Source organism: Pelomonas dachongensis, assembly GCF_043555865.1.
GTDB lineage: Bacteria > Pseudomonadota > Gammaproteobacteria > Burkholderiales > Burkholderiaceae_C > Pelomonas > Pelomonas dachongensis.
Genome location: NZ_JBIGHY010000001.1, coordinates 22925 through 39765, shown reverse-complemented (window position 1 = coordinate 39765; position 16841 = coordinate 22925). Strand labels below are relative to the sequence as shown.

General features: G+C 65.6%; 13 protein-coding genes. 5 read left to right on the top strand and 8 right to left on the bottom strand.

Translation table 11 applies throughout. The features are described 5' to 3' along the window. Positions 1-52 precede the first annotated feature (52 nt). From ACG02S_RS00190 to ACG02S_RS00180, 3 genes are all read left to right on the top strand, one after another. Positions 53-826, top strand: coding sequence for a ThuA domain-containing protein (locus ACG02S_RS00190; RefSeq protein ID WP_394468416.1), 774 nt, complete (start codon positions 53-55; stop codon positions 824-826). A 99-nt stretch (positions 827-925) separates the two neighbouring features. After that, on the top strand, positions 926-1870 hold the full coding sequence (locus ACG02S_RS00185; RefSeq protein ID WP_394468415.1) for an alpha/beta hydrolase: 945 nt from the start codon (positions 926-928) through the stop codon (positions 1868-1870). Next, a complete protein-coding gene (locus tag ACG02S_RS00180; protein ID WP_394468414.1) occupies positions 1867-2895 on the top strand; it encodes a glycoside hydrolase family 43 protein in 1029 nt (342 codons plus the stop codon). Before ACG02S_RS00185 ends, ACG02S_RS00180 begins: the two co-directional genes overlap by 4 nt. 124 nt (positions 2896-3019) lie before the next feature. On the opposite strand, the gene ACG02S_RS00175 is transcribed toward ACG02S_RS00180, so the two are convergent. Next, positions 3020-4276, bottom strand: a complete 1257-nt coding sequence (locus ACG02S_RS00175) for a D-alanyl-D-alanine carboxypeptidase family protein (RefSeq protein WP_394468413.1) — start codon at positions 4274-4276, stop codon at positions 3020-3022. 334 nt (positions 4277-4610) lie between these two features. After that, on the bottom strand, positions 4611-5456 hold the full coding sequence (locus ACG02S_RS00170) for a restriction endonuclease (RefSeq protein WP_394468412.1): 846 nt from the start codon (positions 5454-5456) through the stop codon (positions 4611-4613). A 511-nt stretch (positions 5457-5967) separates the two neighbouring features. On the opposite strand from ACG02S_RS00170, the gene ACG02S_RS00165 reads away from it, so the two are divergent. Next, positions 5968-6309, top strand: coding sequence for a hypothetical protein (locus ACG02S_RS00165; RefSeq protein WP_394468411.1), 342 nt, complete (start codon positions 5968-5970; stop codon positions 6307-6309). 51 nt (positions 6310-6360) lie between these two features. After that, positions 6361-6867: a hypothetical protein gene (locus ACG02S_RS00160; protein WP_394468410.1), complete on the top strand. Its 507-nt coding sequence runs from the start codon at positions 6361-6363 to the stop codon at positions 6865-6867. Positions 6868-7340: 473 nt separating this feature from the next. On the opposite strand, the gene ACG02S_RS00155 is transcribed toward ACG02S_RS00160, so the two are convergent. The 6 genes from ACG02S_RS00155 to ACG02S_RS00130 form a co-directional block, all read right to left on the bottom strand. Beyond that, complete coding sequence (locus tag ACG02S_RS00155; RefSeq protein WP_394468409.1) at positions 7341-8867, bottom strand: hypothetical protein; 1527 nt, start codon at positions 8865-8867, stop codon at positions 7341-7343. Positions 8868-9272: 405 nt separating this feature from the next. Beyond that, positions 9273-9518 carry a hypothetical protein gene (locus tag ACG02S_RS00150; protein ID WP_394468408.1) on the bottom strand — a complete coding sequence of 82 codons (246 nt, stop codon included), beginning with the start codon at positions 9516-9518 and terminating at the stop codon, positions 9273-9275. Between the two features lie 194 nt (positions 9519-9712). Beyond that, positions 9713-11167 (bottom strand): alpha/beta hydrolase, encoded by a 1455-nt coding sequence (locus ACG02S_RS00145; protein WP_394468407.1) that lies wholly within the window; start codon positions 11165-11167, stop codon positions 9713-9715. Between the two features lie 508 nt (positions 11168-11675). Then, on the bottom strand, positions 11676-12854 hold the full coding sequence (locus tag ACG02S_RS00140; protein ID WP_394468406.1) for a Wadjet anti-phage system protein JetD domain-containing protein: 1179 nt from the start codon (positions 12852-12854) through the stop codon (positions 11676-11678). Beyond that, positions 12851-16231 (bottom strand): ATP-binding protein, encoded by a 3381-nt coding sequence (locus ACG02S_RS00135; protein WP_394468405.1) that lies wholly within the window; start codon positions 16229-16231, stop codon positions 12851-12853. The genes ACG02S_RS00140 and ACG02S_RS00135 overlap by 4 nt, the downstream gene beginning before the upstream one ends. After that, entirely contained in the window at positions 16228-16806 is a 579-nt protein-coding gene (locus ACG02S_RS00130) for a DUF4194 domain-containing protein (protein WP_394468404.1), read from the bottom strand. The genes ACG02S_RS00135 and ACG02S_RS00130 overlap by 4 nt, the downstream gene beginning before the upstream one ends. Positions 16807-16841 lie beyond the last annotated feature (35 nt).

Sequence of the window (16841 nt, the reverse complement as noted above, 5' to 3'; positions counted from 1 at the left end):
TCGGACCGATCTTCTGCACTTCGCGCGCGGTGCTGCAAGAATCCGCCGCACGATGAAGCCAACGCTGCAAACCCTCGCCATTGCCGCCGTGGTCGCCACCACGCCGGGCGCCCAGGCCGCCGACGGCCAGTTCCAGCTGCTGGTGCTGGCCATGCCCACGAAGTACCACTACGAGTACATCCCGGTGGCGCGCGAGAGCTTCGAGAAGCTCGCGAAGCTGCATGCGTTCGACATGACCTGGGTCGCGCAGCCCTGGGCCTTCGAAGGTGACCTGAGCAAGTACGCAGCCGTCGTGCTGCTGAACAGCTCGGGGGAAGAGTTCAACGAGGCGCAGCGCGCCGGGCTGGAGCGCTACATGAAGGCCGGCGGCAACGCCGTCGTCGTGCACCGCGCCATCATCAGCAAGCCGGGGCTGTGGCCCTGGTACGAGAAGCTGGTGGGCCGCAGCTTCGTCATCCATCCGATGCTGCAGACGGCGGTGGTCACCAAGGCCGATGCGTCGCACCCCGCCACGTTCGGCCTGCCAGACCCGTGGCTCTGGTCGGACGAGTGGTACGAGTTCAGCAACCCGCACGGCGTGACCATCCACCCGGTGCTGACCGTGGACGAGCGCAGCTACGACCCCACCAAGATCTGGCCCGGCCAGGTCGCCAAGGGCATGGGCGCGGACCACCCGGTCGCCTGGTGGCAGGCCTACGAGAAGGGACGCGTGTTCGTCACCGCGCTGGGGCACGCCGGCGTGATGTACCGAGACGAGCGCTACCTGGATCACCTGTGGGGCGGCATCTGGTGGGCCGCGACGGGCCTGGGCCGGCCGGCCAAGTAGCCGGCCCGCTCGTCAACCTGCTGAGCGGTTGCGGCCGCCGGCCGCCATGACGGCGCCGTGCCGGCACACTGCGCCATCATGAACCGCCAGCGTCGCCTCATGACCCTCCTGCCCCTGGCCGGCTTGCTGCCGGCATTCACCTTCGCGGGCACCGCGCCCACCGTGCTGCCCCTGTGGCCTGAGGGCGTGCCCGCGGCGCGGCGCGCCGATGCGCCTGCCGCGCGCGGCGACCTCGGCGCCGAGCGCGAGGAGCGCGGCGGCGTCGCCAACGTGTCCCAGCCCACGCTGACCGTCGTGCCGCCCGCGGTGGATCGCCATTTGTCGCCCGATGGCACGGCTGTCATCCTGTGCCCGGGCGGCGGCTACAGCTTCCTGTCGTCCAACCGCGAGGGCCTGCAGTACGCCGCGTGGCTGAGTACGCTGGGCGTCACCACCTTCATCCTGAAGAACCGGCTGCAGGAGTGGGGCCACCCCGCGCCGCTGCAAGACGTACTGCGCGCCATCCGCCTCGTGCGCTCGCGCGCGGCCGAGTTCGGCATCGACCCGAAACGCATCGGCGTGATGGGCAGCTCGGCCGGCGGCCATCTGGCCGCCAGCGCCAGCACGCTGTTCGACCACGCCGATGGCCGCACCGGCGCGGCGCTGGACAGCACCAGCGCGCGACCCGACTTCGCCGTGCTGGTCTACCCCGTCATCACGATGATGGACCCCGCCGCCCATGCCGGCTCGCGCAAGGCGCTGCTGGGCGCCAACCCCGGCGCGGCGGAGCTCGCACTGATGTCCGCGGAGCGGCAGGTAAGCGCCGCCACGCCGCCCACGCTGCTGCTGCACACGCAGGGCGACCCGGCCGTGCCGGTCGAGAACAGCATCCTGTACTTCCAGGCCTTGACCCGCGCCCGCGTGCCGGCGGAGCTCTACGTCTTCGAGCAGGGCGGCCACGGCATCGGCATGCGCGACGGTCTGGGCACGGCGTCCGCCTGGCCCAGGCGCGCGGAAGACTGGTTGCGCCAGCGCGGCCTGCTGAACAAGGAGGCTGCGCGATGAAGCGGCGTGATCTGCTGACGAGCGCTGCGCTGGCCGGCGCGCTGCCCGCCTGGGCGCAACCCGCGGGCACGATGACGCTGCCCGAGATGGACCTGCACGACCCCTTCATCGTGACCGACACGGCCACGAAGACGTACTGGTTGTTCACGAAGAACCACCCGTCGTTCAGCGGCAAGAAGGCCATCGGCGTGATGGCCTATCGCAGCCGTGACCTGAAGCACTGGAGCAAGGCCGAGCTGGTGTTCCAGCTGCCCGCCGACTCCTGGGCCAATGAAGGCTGCTGGGCGCCCGAGGTGCACCGCTGGCGCGGCAAGTGGTACTTGTTCGTCACCGTGCACAACGAGAGCCTGCCGCTGGCGGCGCCCAGCCCGGTGCCGGGGCAGAAGACCCACCGACGCAGCACCGTGCTCGCGGTGGCCCACCAGTTGGGCGGCCCGTTCACGCTGGTGCGCGACGGCGAACCGGTCGTCTCCAAAGACTTGATGACGCTGGACGGCACGCTCTACGTCGACACCAAGGGCAAGCCCTGGATGGTCTACGCGCACGAGTGGCTGCAGCTGCGCGTGGGCGCCTTCGCCGCCGTGCCGCTCGACGACGAACTCCGCGCCACCGCCCCGCCGCGCGAGCTGTTCCGCGGCGACGCCTCGTCCGCTGCCAAACCGCAGCAGGGCCAGGGCATCATCGTCACCGACGGCCCGCAGCTCTACCGAACGGCGGATGGCAGCCTGCACATGCTGTGGTCCAGCTGGGGCGACGACGGCTACTTCCAGACGCTGTCACGCTCGAAGTCGGGCGACCTGTTCGGGCCGTGGGAGCACCTGCCCGTCTGGCTGGCCAAGGGCAGTGGCCACGGCATGCTGTTCCGCACGCTGGAAGAGCGATGGATGCTCGTCGTGCACCGCCCGTTCAAGAATGCACGCGGCAAGCTGTACGAAGTGCGCGAGCTGGCAGGCGGCTTCGAGCTGGTGAGGCAGCGCACCGACCTCGACCTGGATCCCGCGCCCCTGCCGCCTTCCCCAGCATAGGCTCCATCAGGGCTTGAACAGGACCCTCGCCGAACGGCGAGACACACCGCGACCGGCAGCACCTGGCCCCCTGTAGGCCGGAGCCCGGTGGGCCACCCACGGGCGCTGACGGGCCGGCCTCAGGTCATTTGGAAAACCAGCCGGCGATGCGCTGCTTGATGCGCTGGAAGAAGCCCGCGCGCTCGACATCGGCCATCGCAACTACCGGCGTCTCGCCGAGCGTCTTGCCGTTCGCTACCGCCACAAGCTTGCCGATCACGGCGCCCTTGGCAATCGGCGCCTCCAGGCCGGGGTTCAGCGTGATCTCGGTCTTGACCGCGGCAGCCTCGCCCTTCTTGACCACCATCGTCCACGGCTTGGCAATGCCGGCTGCCACTTCCGGCGCAACGCCATACAGCACCTTCGCGTTCGTGAGCGCCGTGCCCGGCTTCGCGGGCGTCGCTTCCTCGAAATTCGCGTAGCCCCAGTTGAACAGCACGCGCGTCTGGTCAGCCCGGGCCTGCATGCTGTTCGCGTTCAAGATGACCGAGATCAGCCGCATGCCGTTGCGCGTGGACGAGGCGGTCAGACAATAGCCTGCCTCCTGCGTGTGGCCGGTTTTGAGGCCGTCGACGGTCGGGTCGGTGTACAGCAGCGCGTTGCGATTGCCCTGCTTGATGTTGTTGTAGGTGAACTCGCGCTCGGCGTAGAGGGGGTAGTACTCGCCGCTGTTGCGGATGATGGCCGCGGCCAGCACCGCCATGTCGCGCGCCGATGCCTTGTGGTTTGGCCCCGGCAGGCCGTCCGAGTTCTCGAAGTGCGTTTTCGTCATGCCGAGCTTGGCGGCTTCAGCGTTCATCATCGCGACGAAGCCGGCCTCCGAGCCGCCGACATGTTCGGCCAGCGCCTTGGAGGCGTCGTTGCCGCTGGCGATCACGACACCGCGCAGCATCTCCATCACCGTGGCCTGCGCGTTCAGCGGTACGAACATGCAGCTGTCGCCGCCCTTGCCGCCGCGGCACCAGGCGCTCTCGCTCATGGTGACCTTGTCGTCGGGCTTGAGCCTGCCGCTCTTCAGGCCCTGTTCCACCAGGTAGCTGGTCATCATCTTCGTCAGCGACGCCGGCGGCAGCGGTTCGTCCGGATTGGAGGACGCCAGCACTTGGCCGGTGTTGTAGTCCATCAGCACCCAGGCCTTGTTCTGGAGCAACGGGATGGACTGGCCGTTCGCGTCAGTTGTCATCGCCTGTTCGGCAGGTGCGGCTGACTTGGCCTTGCGTGCCGCGGCCTGAGACTTGGGCTTGGCTTGCGCCGCCGCACTGAAGGTGCCGGCCGTGGTGGCCAGGATGGCTGCGGCGAGCAGGGAAGGAAGCAGAGGGGAAATCGGGAACTTGCGGGTCATTGGGATACGGCTCTGGACGGAATCACTAGCGGGAGTCGGGGCCATTGTGGCGGGCCGGGAGACCTTCGCAGCTGCCTTGGCCGGTGCGGCACTGCTGCACCACCGTCATTCTGTGCCCGAGCGCCTACACCCAACGTGGCAAGCTGTAAGACGTGCTCGAGCTGGCACGAGGCTTCGAGCCGGTGACGCCACAGCCGCCCGTTGCGGCGCCGGCGTCGGGGCGGCGTTGACGAAGAAACCTGCTGCTCAGGCGACCGCAGTCCGGTGCCAGCCACCGGCGATGGTCATCCTGCCGGCGCGCCCATCTTCAACCTCCATTGGGCGGCTGAAACGGTCAGGCAGCGGCGTCTGAGGGCGCGTCACGCGTGCCGCGACAACCTGGGAATGCAGAGCAGCCCCAGAACCGGTTGCCCACCTGCGCACCCCGCTTTGCCGCACGCAAAACCATCCCCTTGCCGCACAGCGGGCACGGCGGCTCTGCGCGAGGACGTACAGGCGCCACGGGCGGCATGCGCCCCGCCGCAAGCAAAACCTTGAGTCCATCGCCATCGATCAGGCGGACATTTCGCCCGTCTGCGAAGTCCGCCGCCTCCTGGGTGAACCGGCCAGACGTGACCACGAAGCCGCCCGCTGCGCCGCGGGCCGCCATGGCGCCGTACAGCTCGCGCACGACGGCCACACCCACCCGCTGCGCGCGCCATTGCTTGCATTGCACGAGGTGCAGCTCCGCGTCTTTCCGAAGCTCGAGGTCCACGCCGCCATCCGGCCCGATCTGGCCAGTTTCTGTGACCCGATAGCCCTGACGACGAAAGCCTTCACCCACCAGTCGCTCGAACTGCTGCCAGCTCATGCCGTTGAGCGCATCGGCGGCCGGATTGGACGTGGTGCGATCGAGCAGCCTCGTGCGCGATCGTCTCTTGATTGCTGAGATGAGGGCGCCGATGAGGCACAGGAGGGGCAGCAGGTACTGCCCGTAGAAGGCCAGCGTGCGCCACATCGTCTCAACGACCGTCGCGCCCAGCAGACCCAGCTGCGTCGGCTGCGCAACCGGCTGCTGCGAGACCCTGTGCAACGCCGCATAGGAAGCCGCGGCCAGCAAGACGCCCACCCACCAGGGCAACTTCGACACAAGGCTCATGATGTCCTCGGCCACGCTGTCGCGATTGCGTCGTCTCGCCATGTGATCCTCCCTTGCCGCGTGCTCCCGGTCGCCAGCCTCTGCAAGGCCGGTCCGCGCTATCGCTGCGTGAGCATAACGAACCGTCTGACTGGGATCACCATCGGATCGATACGGGGGCTCCCGTGCCCTCCCGCACCTCACACCGCCTCAGCGAAGGCGAGGGGGCGCACTGTCCGCGTGGGTCCAGAGCATGTGCAGCGCAGGCTCTCCCCAGCACATGCTAGACAACGCTATAGAGCCCGCAGCTTCAATAGGAGTTGCCATCACCACGCCGGGCTGCGGCCGAACCCAGCTGCTGAGCCCATTGAAACGATGTCGTGTTTCAGCAGGTCTTCGCGTTCTACAGAGAAGGGTGGCGACGCGTCGACCTCAAACCGAACTGAGCAAACAGCTCTGGACATTCGTTGGAGGTCGACGATGCCGCAGACCCTGGCAGACCTTGTTGAAAGGGCTATCGGCCCGCGGGAATTTCATCCACCTTTGCATGACATGCAAACAACAGGAGTGATCCATGACGAACGATTGGCTAACGACGCGAATTTTCGATGCCTTGAGGGGTGACCTGATGGCCCTACTCGAGCTGATCAGCATTTTGAACATCGGCTGGCTGGCCATGAAAGGCCTGCTCATGGCGCTGCAGGCGTTGAAACTCCTCTATCAAGAAGTCGTCGGTGGCAACAACGCCAACGGCGCTCGAGCGCGACGCGTCAGGATGAACACCCTCGGCGAGGAAGTCCGCAAGTCGCTCATGCAGTTTGGCGTGCTTGAAACCGCCAAAGTCACCGTACTCAAGGGTGCCAACGAAGTGCAGCGCATGCTGACGACGTCCCAGAAGCAGATCGGCGCGACCTGATCGTGGGCGCCCGGATCAGGCGCTTTCATATTCACTTGACGGAGGTGTGTGATGGCAGACGACTTTTCCGAGCTCGGCAAGCTGATTAGCGCAGCGGACGCCGAGGCAACGCGCTTCAAGACATTGGCCAGCAAGACGCTGGCGGACATCAAGAGTTCACAAGCCCAGGTGAAGGCTCTAGGCGCCAGCGCCGCGAGTCTGCAGCGGCACGGCTGGCTCAAGCGCGCGACAGCCGCCAATGCGGACAAGAAGATCCTCGATGCGCTCAAGACCATCGAAAGCACGGGCTCGAGGGCCAGCTGCGTGAACGCAGCCAAGCTGATCAAGGCGGGCAAGAACAATCACAAGGACGTGACGGCAATCGGCAGCGAGATCGCGGGGTTGCTTGCGAAGGACGAGGCCCTCGCGAAGTCGATGGAGAAGCAGCAGGCGGTCATCAAGCAGCTGCGCGCGCAGGCCGAAAAGCTCGGCCCGGTGGCGGACAAGCTGGACCAGCAGGGCACCGCACTGGCCAAGCAGATCGCAGGAGTTCTGAAAGAGATCAAGTCGGGCGGGTAGGCAAAGCATCACGGAAGGGCGTGACGGGGCCGCCGCCGATGCGGCCCTGTGACGCCTGCGGCCCGGGCATCATGTCTTTCGAGCGTGGTTGCACGATCGTTCCATTGCGCAGTCGGTGGCTGTCTAACCAACGTCATCAACGGGCAGCCCCTCACTGCCGAGGTGAATCTGGCGCCTCGGGCTCCGGCTGCTTGCGCATCGCCAGCGGCGCATGATGCACGCAGTAGCCGAGTGCTGGGCCACGCGTGGACCTGCCGCAGTCACGCCACTGACGCTCGACGTCACGCTGAGTGGCTTTGCTTTCGCGGACCATTCCACGGTCGCCCTCGAACTTCAGTTCAACTTCACGGCTGACCGACCGGCCGTGATTCACGTAAGCGCGGCATTGCAGAGACGGCGATTGCCCGGGTGCGGTTTCAGTAGTGCGGGATGGGTAGCCGTTGCTACAAAATTTCATCGACCTCGGCACGATCCTAGACATAGTCCGGCTTGTCGATGCCGGGCCCCATGGTGCCAGTGGAAGCCACGAACAGCAGGTACCGCTTTGCCTCCCACACGAGCAACTCTCCATCGCGCTCGGTATCTTCATAGAGGTCTGCAATAGCGCGGCCGGCAACGAAGCTCTCACCATGCAACGAGTTTGAGGCTGCGTCGAAGAGCATCTCGCCGCAACAGGACCCAGAGTCCTTTGCCGGATCAAAGCTGTCCGCGTCGTGCAGCTCGACGATCCACATTAGCTCGGGAAGCGACATCGACCGGTACTGCGAGCGCACCTCAGGTCCCATGTGCTTCGCGCGTCCCACCCAAGACCGCCAGGCGTGCCGAGAGCACAAGTAGGTGCGAAGAACGACCGCCCTGTCGGGGCGAACCTTGAGCGCGTCGTCCGTGATGGTGAAGACGCGACTGATGACCGGCAGGCCGAGCTCACAAGCAATGAGCTGTGCCTGGCGAGCTGACATGAGCACCGCGCTCGGGAGCGGAATGATGAGCCCCTTGGCCTGTGAAGCCGCATACTGCTTCGTAGCCCTGGGTGTCATCGGGAGGGACACATAGGGCCCTGTGTTGTCGTTGTTCACCGTCAGATGCGCCGTCCACCCTTCGCTGAATTGACATTGCCACTCTTTCTCTTCCTCGGAAGGGGGCAACATCGGATCAGAGCCCATTTCCCGTCCGATCGCGACGACCGCGTGCCCCACGTCGTCACCGACACGCAGCGACATGACCACAGGGAGTCCGGAATCCAGGTAGGGCCCCACGGTGCGAAACACGATGTCTCCTCGAGTTTCCTGCGCACGAGGAATGTCGAAGTGAAAGTAGTTCCAGCCAATCGCTTTCAGCGCTTCGATCATCTCGCCGACAGTGAGCCCGTCAGTGCCCGGTGAACGCCGGTTGAAGCGCGTCTGACGAGATGCTGCAAGCGTCAATTCGGCTACCGAAACCCGCTGCCGCTTCATGTGCTGCGAGATCGTGCGCAGCGCCATCCAAATGCTGGCCTGCGCACAAGCACCCGCGGCGCTTTCCTGCTGTAGGAACGGCGTGGCTTGAACGGAGAACTGGACGCCTGTGAGCTGCACGTTGAAGCGATCGCTGGCGTTGATCTTCAGGTTGGCCGGCACCTGCAGGAATGTGGCGCCTACGGGTGCATGCCGAAGCGGCCTCAGCGTGACGAAACCCAGATAGCAGCCGGCCTTGCTGTTTGCCCGATCAATGAAGTTCAGGATGTGCGTGGCGCTGTTGGTCTTCTTGGTTCGTCTGAAGTTCTCACGGAAGGCATGGACACGCAGGCACCACTTGTCGACCTGGCGGTGCTGCTGGGCGTAGGCAATCTTGTGTTCTTCGATGAAGTCTTGGTCGACCACCAAGCTCTGGACCAGCAGCATCTTGGCGTCGTGCGCAACCAACTGGGCAACGACCTCCTTCCAAGGATCATTGCGGCTGGCGCTCTTGAGCAGCGCTGCGGAGCCGCCGCCATCGTCGAGAAAGCTGCGCAGCATCTCCATGGCCTCTGCCTTGTCCGGCTCAAAAGGCAGTAGAAGGTATCTCGATGGGCTTTCCCGCACGACGTCCGATGCCTCTCTTTTGCGATATCGCTAGGCAACAGGCATGAGAGTTCGACAGCGACCCACTCTCTGCACGCTCACCGCCCTATTGCGGCGTTATCAGCGTATCAGCAGGAATCGGCCTCAAGCCGGAGGGCTTGCCCGTAGATGCGCTAGTCAAGCATCCGAGCCAACTGGTCTGTTCGTCGAAAATGAGGCCGCGGCGGTGAGCAGCCTCTTCGACGGCATCGCAGGTTCGAGGGTGGGAGGCCGCACGCGATCGGAAAGAGCGGGAGCAAAAAAATGCGCCTCAGCAGAGGCGCAATCTATTTGCCGGCAGCGCCGACGTGCGTTGGGTCAGCCAGGTCAACGGATGCGCATGCGCAGGACGTCGTCCTCGATGCTGCGTTCCTCGTCGATCAGCCGCACAAGCTTGTCATGGCAGGCATCACTCATCGCGCCTTCCATGCGTTGCCAGATGGATCGGTCCAGGCGAACGACCTTGCCCGGCCGCCGCAGACTTTCGCTGGCAGCTTGCTTGAACTGCGCCTTCTCCTGCTCAGACAAGAACGCGAGCGCGTCAATTGTGCGAGGCATGAGTTCTCCCGTCATCGGCGACCCTGCGACGCAGGGCCTCCACCAAAATAGGCCATTGTAGCTTTGAGCCGGTTCCTCTTTCACCCAGCCCCTCATTTCCCAAGGTAAGACGGTAGACCGCAGGGCACAACCCCCAAACCGTCTCGTCGCCGTGTCGGAACGCACTGACAACGCTTGCAGCTTCAAATTGTTGCGGCGCAACAACGGATTCAGCGCAGCTCGTAGTGAGCACCACGATCTGCTCGCTGAACGCTTGGGCGCTCTGCTGCAGGAGTTCCATGTTTGAGGATTTCGTACAGATCCCGGAAAACTTTAGTTGCCGAGGAAATGTAGCCGTGCCCGAGATCAAAAATAGCTTGAGAAACGTTAGTGACGTCAACGGTTTCCATAGGCGGTAGGACAAGCGGAGGAGCGCCGTCGCTGGCACGAGGGCCCTGATGGAACACCTTGGACGCCAAGATCGCCCAATCGCGGCGCGACGCGTACATGGTGACCTGATTGAACTTGGTGAAGTGGGTGCCAAGCTGTCTGAAGGTCCCGGTGTGGACGTCAGGCGCCGCAAGCACCACTTGATCCAGCGGCGCCACACTTGCCCCGGACTCGCTCAGGCGCCGAAGAACCTCGAGGACAGCACGGTTCCCCATGCTGTGCGCGACGATATGCAGCTGCGTCAGCTTCAGCTCTTCCATGACAACCCGCATGAACGACTGCAAGTGCAGTGCCGCATTTTGGACAGACACCTCGTCCTTCGCGTACGACAGTACACGCCCGGCAGAAGGCCAGGAGTAGCACAGTGGAAGTGCGGTGAGCTTCAGGTCGTACGCCAATTGAGCCGTGCGCCGCACCGCCTCGTCGAAGGTCACGTTGTAGCCATGGACAAAGAGGAAGGCGGGCTGGCCCGCGGCGCCGTCGGCGGCTTGCTCAATCCAATCGTCCTTCCCGAGGAGCGAGACTTCGTCGACCACGACATGCACGCGCTTGTCCTCATCGAATCTCACGATAAAGGACCAAGGGCGATCCAGATCACCCTCCCGCCGATCCCTGGGAAGCGTGACAACGGCTTTACCAAACCGAAGCTCTTCGCCATCTTCGCCGGAGAAGTGCTTGGCGCGGTGATCTCCTGAGTTGCCGTCAGCCCGGTTGGTCCCGAAGTACACCACCACGCTGCGGTACTCCTTGCAAGCCAGCATCGCCTGGTCGCTCGGCGGCCCGTGGATCTCAAGGGTCTCCACGTACCTTCCAACTGGATCAGCGAACTTCCAATCGGCCTCCTCCGCTTCAGTACCGTCCAAAGCGCCGAAGTTCGTGGGCTCGTCCATTGCCTTCTGCAGAGGATCAAAAACCAGGGCAAACATCGTTTTCGAGAAGAGTTCCTGCACTCTCTCGTTCTCGAACGGCCGGGCGAGGGAATCGACCCAGTCCAGCAGCAGCTGACTGTGGGCGGCATGGACATCGACGTGGTCCACCATCTGCAGAAGCCGATCTTCCACCGAGCCGCTTGTATCCTCCAATGCGCCAAGTATGGCGGGCACAGCGGCGTCATCCTCAGCGTCGAACCAAGCGTTGAGAACCCGTTGTGCGGCAGAAGCCCGACGCGAAGGCGTCCGCCAGCTGATGAACAGCAAGGCGGCGATCAGGTACCGACATTCATTGCGCAGTCGCATTCGTTCTCCCTTTCCTAGCATCCGTCCACGTACAGGCAGCCCCGCGACGTGGGGATGCTGAATGCGACGGTGACGTCCGGCGCTGTATCGCCCGTTCATTGGAACGTTAGCACCGCATCCGCGCTGGCACCCTCGGGCGGATCACCAGCTTGACGGACGAATTCTTAACAATGAGAAGCAACCCTTCCTCGGTCCGCAAGTTCGCGGCCGCGACACGGCCCTGCGACTTTTGAGTCGGCTTGATTGACCGCCTCGTCAGACCGGTGGGGGGCCATCCCCAGTGATGGTCGACAGCATCAAGGCTTCGATGACAAAAACGTCGGCCGGACGATCGAGGTGGCCGTGGAGTAGAGCTGCTGGCAAACCGCGGCGCCGCAGCGTCGATCGGCGGCTCCTCAGCGCGACCGGATGAATCGCCCACCTTCGTGCCGTGACCCTGGAGCCGCTATCGACTCGGGCGCGAGGCCACGAAGCTATGCCTGCATCTCGAGGAGCACCGGTTCCTGTTCTAGCCGCCGGGCAGATGCCGCTCCAACCAGCCGTAGCCGATGCGTTCCTGCTCCAGCCGCAGCAGTGGCTGGAGGCGGTCGAAGCGCAGTTCGTCGTACAGCGCCGCTTCGACGGCGTCGAGCCGAAGCAGCGCATGCCGCGCCGGTTCGGGCTCCTGACCCCACGCCGCGCGGTGTGCGAGCAGGGTCTCGCGGTCCATCAGGAAAGAGCGGGCATGCGCGAAGTGGCCGCGCAGTTGGTCCAGGATGGCGAAGCCGTGAGTGTCGATGTCACCCCAGTAGTGCAGCGCGCACCCTTGCAGCCAAGTTGCTTGCGCGAGCCCTTCCCAGCCGTAGCCGGCACCGAAGATGACGATCGATCGCTGCATCGGCGGAAAGGCCAGAAAGTTGGTCTCGTTCTCCGTGATGAAGACGCGCGCCAGCGGCAGCGCGAGCTTGGCGAAGCTCGCGGCGTCCAGCGTGATGTCGGCCAGGCCGCTGCAGCCGGGCAGCGTCGGCAGCGCCGGGTCGAGCAGCCGAAAACGTATGCGCGACGGCCTCTCGAGAAAACCGTAGCGACGCGCGAACTGTGCCGTTCCGGTGGCCAAGGGGTCAATGGCGGCGGACGGCAAGACAAGATCCAGCCATTCAGCCAGCAGGCCGCGGTGAGCCTCGATGAACTTGCTGTCCACGTTCGGCAGGTCGACCTGGCGCAGGTAGACGCCAGGCCGCGGATGGGCGTCCATCCAGGCGACGATGGCGAGCAACCGCTCCCAGCGATCCGCCAGTTCGAGCGCCTGCAAGGGCCGCTTCATCAGCCAGGGCAGCAGCTTCGGCTGCGCGGCAGCGGCCATTTGCCAGAGTTCGCGGTAGCGCTGCGTCGCGCGCTGCTGGCCGATGCAAGCGAGCGCATCGCGCAGGTTGTCGACCCAGGCGATGGCGGGCAGGCGCTGGCGTCCCTGCACCCGGTGGCTCCACTCACGCGACTCGATGCGCAAGGGGGACACGTTGGCCAGCGCTCGGGCCCATGCGCCGGCGGCGTCGAAGCGCTCACTGAGCTCGGCAGCCGTCGGGCCACGCAGGTTCAGGCGCACAGGCCAAGCGATGTGCGTCTCGTCCACTGCGGCTCGCAGAAGCTCACCGCGCTCCCACAGGCGCTGCAACTGCGCGCGCAGGTCGGCCGGCGTCGTCCAGGTCATGACGGGCTTGCGCCAGCTTCCTTTTGCGCCCGGTACTCCTCGATGCTCAGGCAGCGCAGCCGCGAGTCGCGCCCGCCCTCGTTGTGCACGAAGCCGACGCTGGCGACGAAGGGCTCGATGATGTGGATCTTCTGCAACGGCGTGACGATCAGCAACTGCAGGTTGAGCTGCTGAAACAGGCGCAAGCCGTACTGCGCCGATTCGTCGGAGCCGCGACCGAAGGCCTCGTCGATGACGACAAAGCGGAACGAACGCGAACGCACGGCGCCCCACTCAAGCCCGAACTGATAGGCCAGGCTGGCGGCCAGCACCGTGTAGGCGAGCTTTTCCTTCTGGCCGCCGGACTTGCCGCCGGAGTCCGAGTAGTGTTCGTGCTCGCTGTTGTCCGCCCGCCACCGCTCACTGGCCGAGAACAAGAAGCCGTTGCGCACGTCGCTGACCTTGGCCGTCCAGCGCCGGTCGGCCTCGGCCAGACCTTCGCGGCCGCGAAAGCGATCGATGATGCGCTTGACCTGCAGGAACTTGTCTTCCGAGTACTGCTCGTCACTGGAGCCTGTCAGCGCACCCTCGGTGCATGCGCGCAGGTCCTGCTGGAAGTCGCGGATCTCGGCATCGGGACTGGGCTGGGCGACCAGCCGGATGAAGCGCCCGGGGTTGTAGTCGATGGCCTGCAGCGATTGGTTGATGAGTTCAACCCGCTCCTTGATGGTCTCGCGCTCACGCGCCAACTGCGCATTGAAGTTGGCGATCTCGTTGATCGTGTTGACGTTGAGCAGCTCCTTGAAGCGGGCTTCGAAGCGCGGCAGGTCGTCGCGCTGCAGGCCATCGACAAGTCGCCCATACTCCGGCAGTGCGGCCAAGCTCACGTCGATCTCAGCGGTCTCGGCCTTGAACTCCTCGTTGAAGCCGCGCATCGCATTGACGATGCGCTCGGCGAGTCGGGCCAGGCGCTTGTCTTCGGCGTCGATACGGTCCTGCAGCCACTTGCGCAGGTCCTGCTCGCGGTTGTCGCAGGACTCGACGGAGAGTTGGTGCTCACCCAGCGCCTCGGCCCGCCAGCCTTCCAGTCTGTTGAGCTGCGCGGCGTCCAGCGGGCTCGCCGCGTGGATGGAACGGGCCTGCTCGGCCAACTCCGTCGCAGCTTCTGTCTTGCTCTTGACCTCTCCGCGCTTGCCCAGCAACTCGCTGCGCCGGCCATCGATGTCCCTCAGCCGCAGGCGCGCCGCAGCAAGCTCGCTGGCGAGCACCTGCAGCGCATCGGAAGCAGCCTCCAGTCGCCGGTGTTCGTCCTCGAGCTGCGCAATCTCGCGGGCCAGGCCCTGCCAGTCGATCTCGGCATGCCGGGTGAACTCCTCCAGCCGCGACAGTGCATCCAGCCGCCCGTCGAGCTGGCGCCGCGCAGCCTGACCCTGGGCCAGCCTGGCGGCCTGTTCGGCCAGATCGGCCTCCAGCCGCGCGCGCCGGTCGCGCAGCGCGCGCAGCTTGTCGGCATTGCTCCAGCCGAGCACGTAGCGACTGCGGTCATCGATGGCGCGGCGATCGTCCTTCTCGTGGCGGCCACTGGGGTCCTTGATCTGGCCCGCGCGCGTGATGGCACGGGCCTCGCGACGGAACTGAGCGGCGCTGTCACAGCAGGCGATGTCGTAGCGGGCGCGCAGTTCCTGCTCCAGCCAGTCGGCCAGCGGCGAGTCAGGCTTGACGGCGAGCTTGCGCACCATCGATTGCGGGTGCAGTGCCGCACCAGGCACCGCCTTGCGCGGGCGCACGTGGAAGTAGACCAGGCGCGCTCCGAGGTGCTGCCGGTCCACCCAGTCGGCGACGGCCCCGTAGTGTTCGTCAGGCACCAACAGCGCCAGACCGAAACCGCGCAGCAGGCGCTCGCCGGCGCCCTGCCAGTCGCGTTCGTCCTCGCGCACCTGAATCAGCTCGCCAGCGAAGGGCAGCTCGTCCTCCGCCAGCCCCAGCGCCTGGCACAGCGCCTCGCGGATGCGCAGCTGGGCCACGTCGATGTTGCTGCGGCGATGCTGCAGGCTGTCGATCTCTTCGTCCAGCGCCGCATGTTCCTCACGGCCCTTGCGCCACGCGAAGTCCTGCTCGCGCTCGCGGTTGCCGAGGTCGGCGATGCGCTCTCGCAGAGAGTCGGCATGCGAGGCGATGGTGCGGTGCTGCGCGAGGAAGGCGGCCTCGTCGGCGGGCGGCGCCTCGTCAATGAGCGCGAGCAGCTCGGCATGGCGCACAGCTCGCTGACGGCGCTGGGCCTGCTCGGCTTCCTTGCGGCGGATCTCGGCGGCGAGCTGTTCGAGCCGGTCACCGCCATTGGAGCGCAGCGCGGCCTCCAACTGGCCGACTTCCGACTTCACGGTGTCGTTGTCTTGGTCAAGCCGTTCGATCTGTGCGTCCAGGCGGGCCGCATCGTCAGCCAACAGCGTCAGACGACGGGACAGCAGCTCGCCCTTCAGGCCGGCGAAATACGGCCTCAGCGCATCGCGGCCCTCGCGCCAGGCCTGGATCTCGACGCTGAGCGCGGCGTGGCGCTGGCCGTCGGCAATCAAGGGCGCCAGCAGCTCCACCTGACGCTTGGCCTTCAGCACCGCCTGGTGAGCGCGGTCGAGGTCGTCGAAGTGGCGGATCAACTCCTCGATGCGGGTGCCGACATCGAAAGGCTCCAACATATGGTGGCGCACGAAGTCGGTCAGGTTGCCAACCGACTTCATCGACACGGTCTGGTGGAACAGCTCCAGCGCCTGCTCATGCTCGATGCCGAAGCGCCGGCGGAACCAGGCGCCGTAGGGCGGGTAGCTGTCGAACACTTCGCAGCCGGCGGCGCGCAACTTCTTGCGCAGGCCGACGATGTCGCTACCGAAGCCGGTGAAGTGGCTGGCGATGTCCAGCGCCTGCTCGGCCGCGACGTAGAACTGCGCCGGCTTGCCCTGCGGATCCTTCAGCCAGAAGACCTGGGCCAGCGTGACCGTGCTGTCAAAGCCCTCATTGCGGAAGCTGCCCAGGATCACCGAGTAGCTGCTTGCGTCGCGCAGGGCCACCGCACGAGCGCTGCCGGTGACCTCGTTGCGCTCGCTCTTGTAGTGGCCCAGCACATAGGAGCGCAGGCTGCGCTCACGCGCATCGGCGCCGGCCGCCTTGTTGTAGGCGACCCGGTGCGCAGGCACCAGCAGGGTCGTGATCGCGTCCACCAGCGTGGACTTGCCGGAGCCGATGTCGCCGGTCAGCAGGCCGTTGCGGCCGTTCAGTTCGTGGCGCCAGACGCGTTTGTCGAAGGTGCCCCAGTTGAGCACTTGGAGGCACTGCAGGCGAAAGCCGACCCGGGTGTCGTCGCTGCCGAAGTCCAGCGCCAGCGCTTCGTCCACTTCTCGCTTCAAGACGCTGCTCCCTTGTCGGACAGTGCCGTCCTGTAGGCCTCCAGCCGCGCGTCGAACTCGGCCAGCCACTGCGCGTCGACGAAGGCCTTGAGGATGCGGCGCACCTCGTAGTGCTCGGCGGCGCCCGCGGCCGCTTTGAGGCGGCGCAGGAAGCCGAGGTCGACAACCCGGTTGATCGTCGACTCCACCTGATCGATCAGCTTGGCCTCGTTGGAGCCCTCGGGCAAAAACACGCGCATCAGTTCGACGATGTCCTCACGGGCCAGCACCAGCCGGGTGTTGTCGCCCCCGCCCGCGTCGAACTCCGCGAGCCGCCGGCGCAGCAGCGCCAGCATCAGGCTCACCGGGTAGGACAGTGCCCGGCGCGCAACCAGGCGCGGCAAGCGCGGCACGCCCTCGGCTTCGTCGGGGTCGGGGCGACCCTTGAGGAAGGCATAGCCTTCGGATTCATCAAGCAGCAGATCCAGCAAGAGCACACCGGCCTGCTCGCGCACCCGCGACTGCAGCCGCAAGAGGCTGGCCCAGAGGCGCTCATCGTCCTCGCGGTAAAGCACGCTCTTGAGCAGGTGGATCATCAGCACGGAAAGTTCGGGTGCTGCGGGTGTCGCCT

What these genes read in the sequence shown, in the direction of transcription:
- ACG02S_RS00190 (WP_394468416.1), top strand. Translation starts at nt 53, where the DNA reads ATGAAGCCAACGCTGCAAACCCTCGCCATTGCCGCCGTGGTCGCCACC.
- ACG02S_RS00185 (WP_394468415.1), top strand. Translation starts at nt 926, where the DNA reads ATGACCCTCCTGCCCCTGGCCGGCTTGCTGCCGGCATTCACCTTCGCG.
- ACG02S_RS00180 (WP_394468414.1), top strand. Translation starts at nt 1,867, where the DNA reads ATGAAGCGGCGTGATCTGCTGACGAGCGCTGCGCTGGCCGGCGCGCTG.
- ACG02S_RS00175 (WP_394468413.1), bottom strand. Translation starts at nt 4,276, where the DNA reads ATGACCCGCAAGTTCCCGATTTCCCCTCTGCTTCCTTCCCTGCTCGCC.
- ACG02S_RS00170 (WP_394468412.1), bottom strand. Translation starts at nt 5,456, where the DNA reads ATGGCGAGACGACGCAATCGCGACAGCGTGGCCGAGGACATCATGAGC.
- ACG02S_RS00165 (WP_394468411.1), top strand. Translation starts at nt 5,968, where the DNA reads ATGACGAACGATTGGCTAACGACGCGAATTTTCGATGCCTTGAGGGGT.
- ACG02S_RS00160 (WP_394468410.1), top strand. Translation starts at nt 6,361, where the DNA reads ATGGCAGACGACTTTTCCGAGCTCGGCAAGCTGATTAGCGCAGCGGAC.
- ACG02S_RS00155 (WP_394468409.1), bottom strand. Translation starts at nt 8,867, where the DNA reads ATGGAGATGCTGCGCAGCTTTCTCGACGATGGCGGCGGCTCCGCAGCG.
- ACG02S_RS00150 (WP_394468408.1), bottom strand. Translation starts at nt 9,518, where the DNA reads ATGACGGGAGAACTCATGCCTCGCACAATTGACGCGCTCGCGTTCTTG.
- ACG02S_RS00145 (WP_394468407.1), bottom strand. Translation starts at nt 11,167, where the DNA reads ATGCGACTGCGCAATGAATGTCGGTACCTGATCGCCGCCTTGCTGTTC.
- ACG02S_RS00140 (WP_394468406.1), bottom strand. Translation starts at nt 12,854, where the DNA reads ATGACCTGGACGACGCCGGCCGACCTGCGCGCGCAGTTGCAGCGCCTG.
- ACG02S_RS00130 (WP_394468404.1), bottom strand. Translation starts at nt 16,806, where the DNA reads ATGATCCACCTGCTCAAGAGCGTGCTTTACCGCGAGGACGATGAGCGC.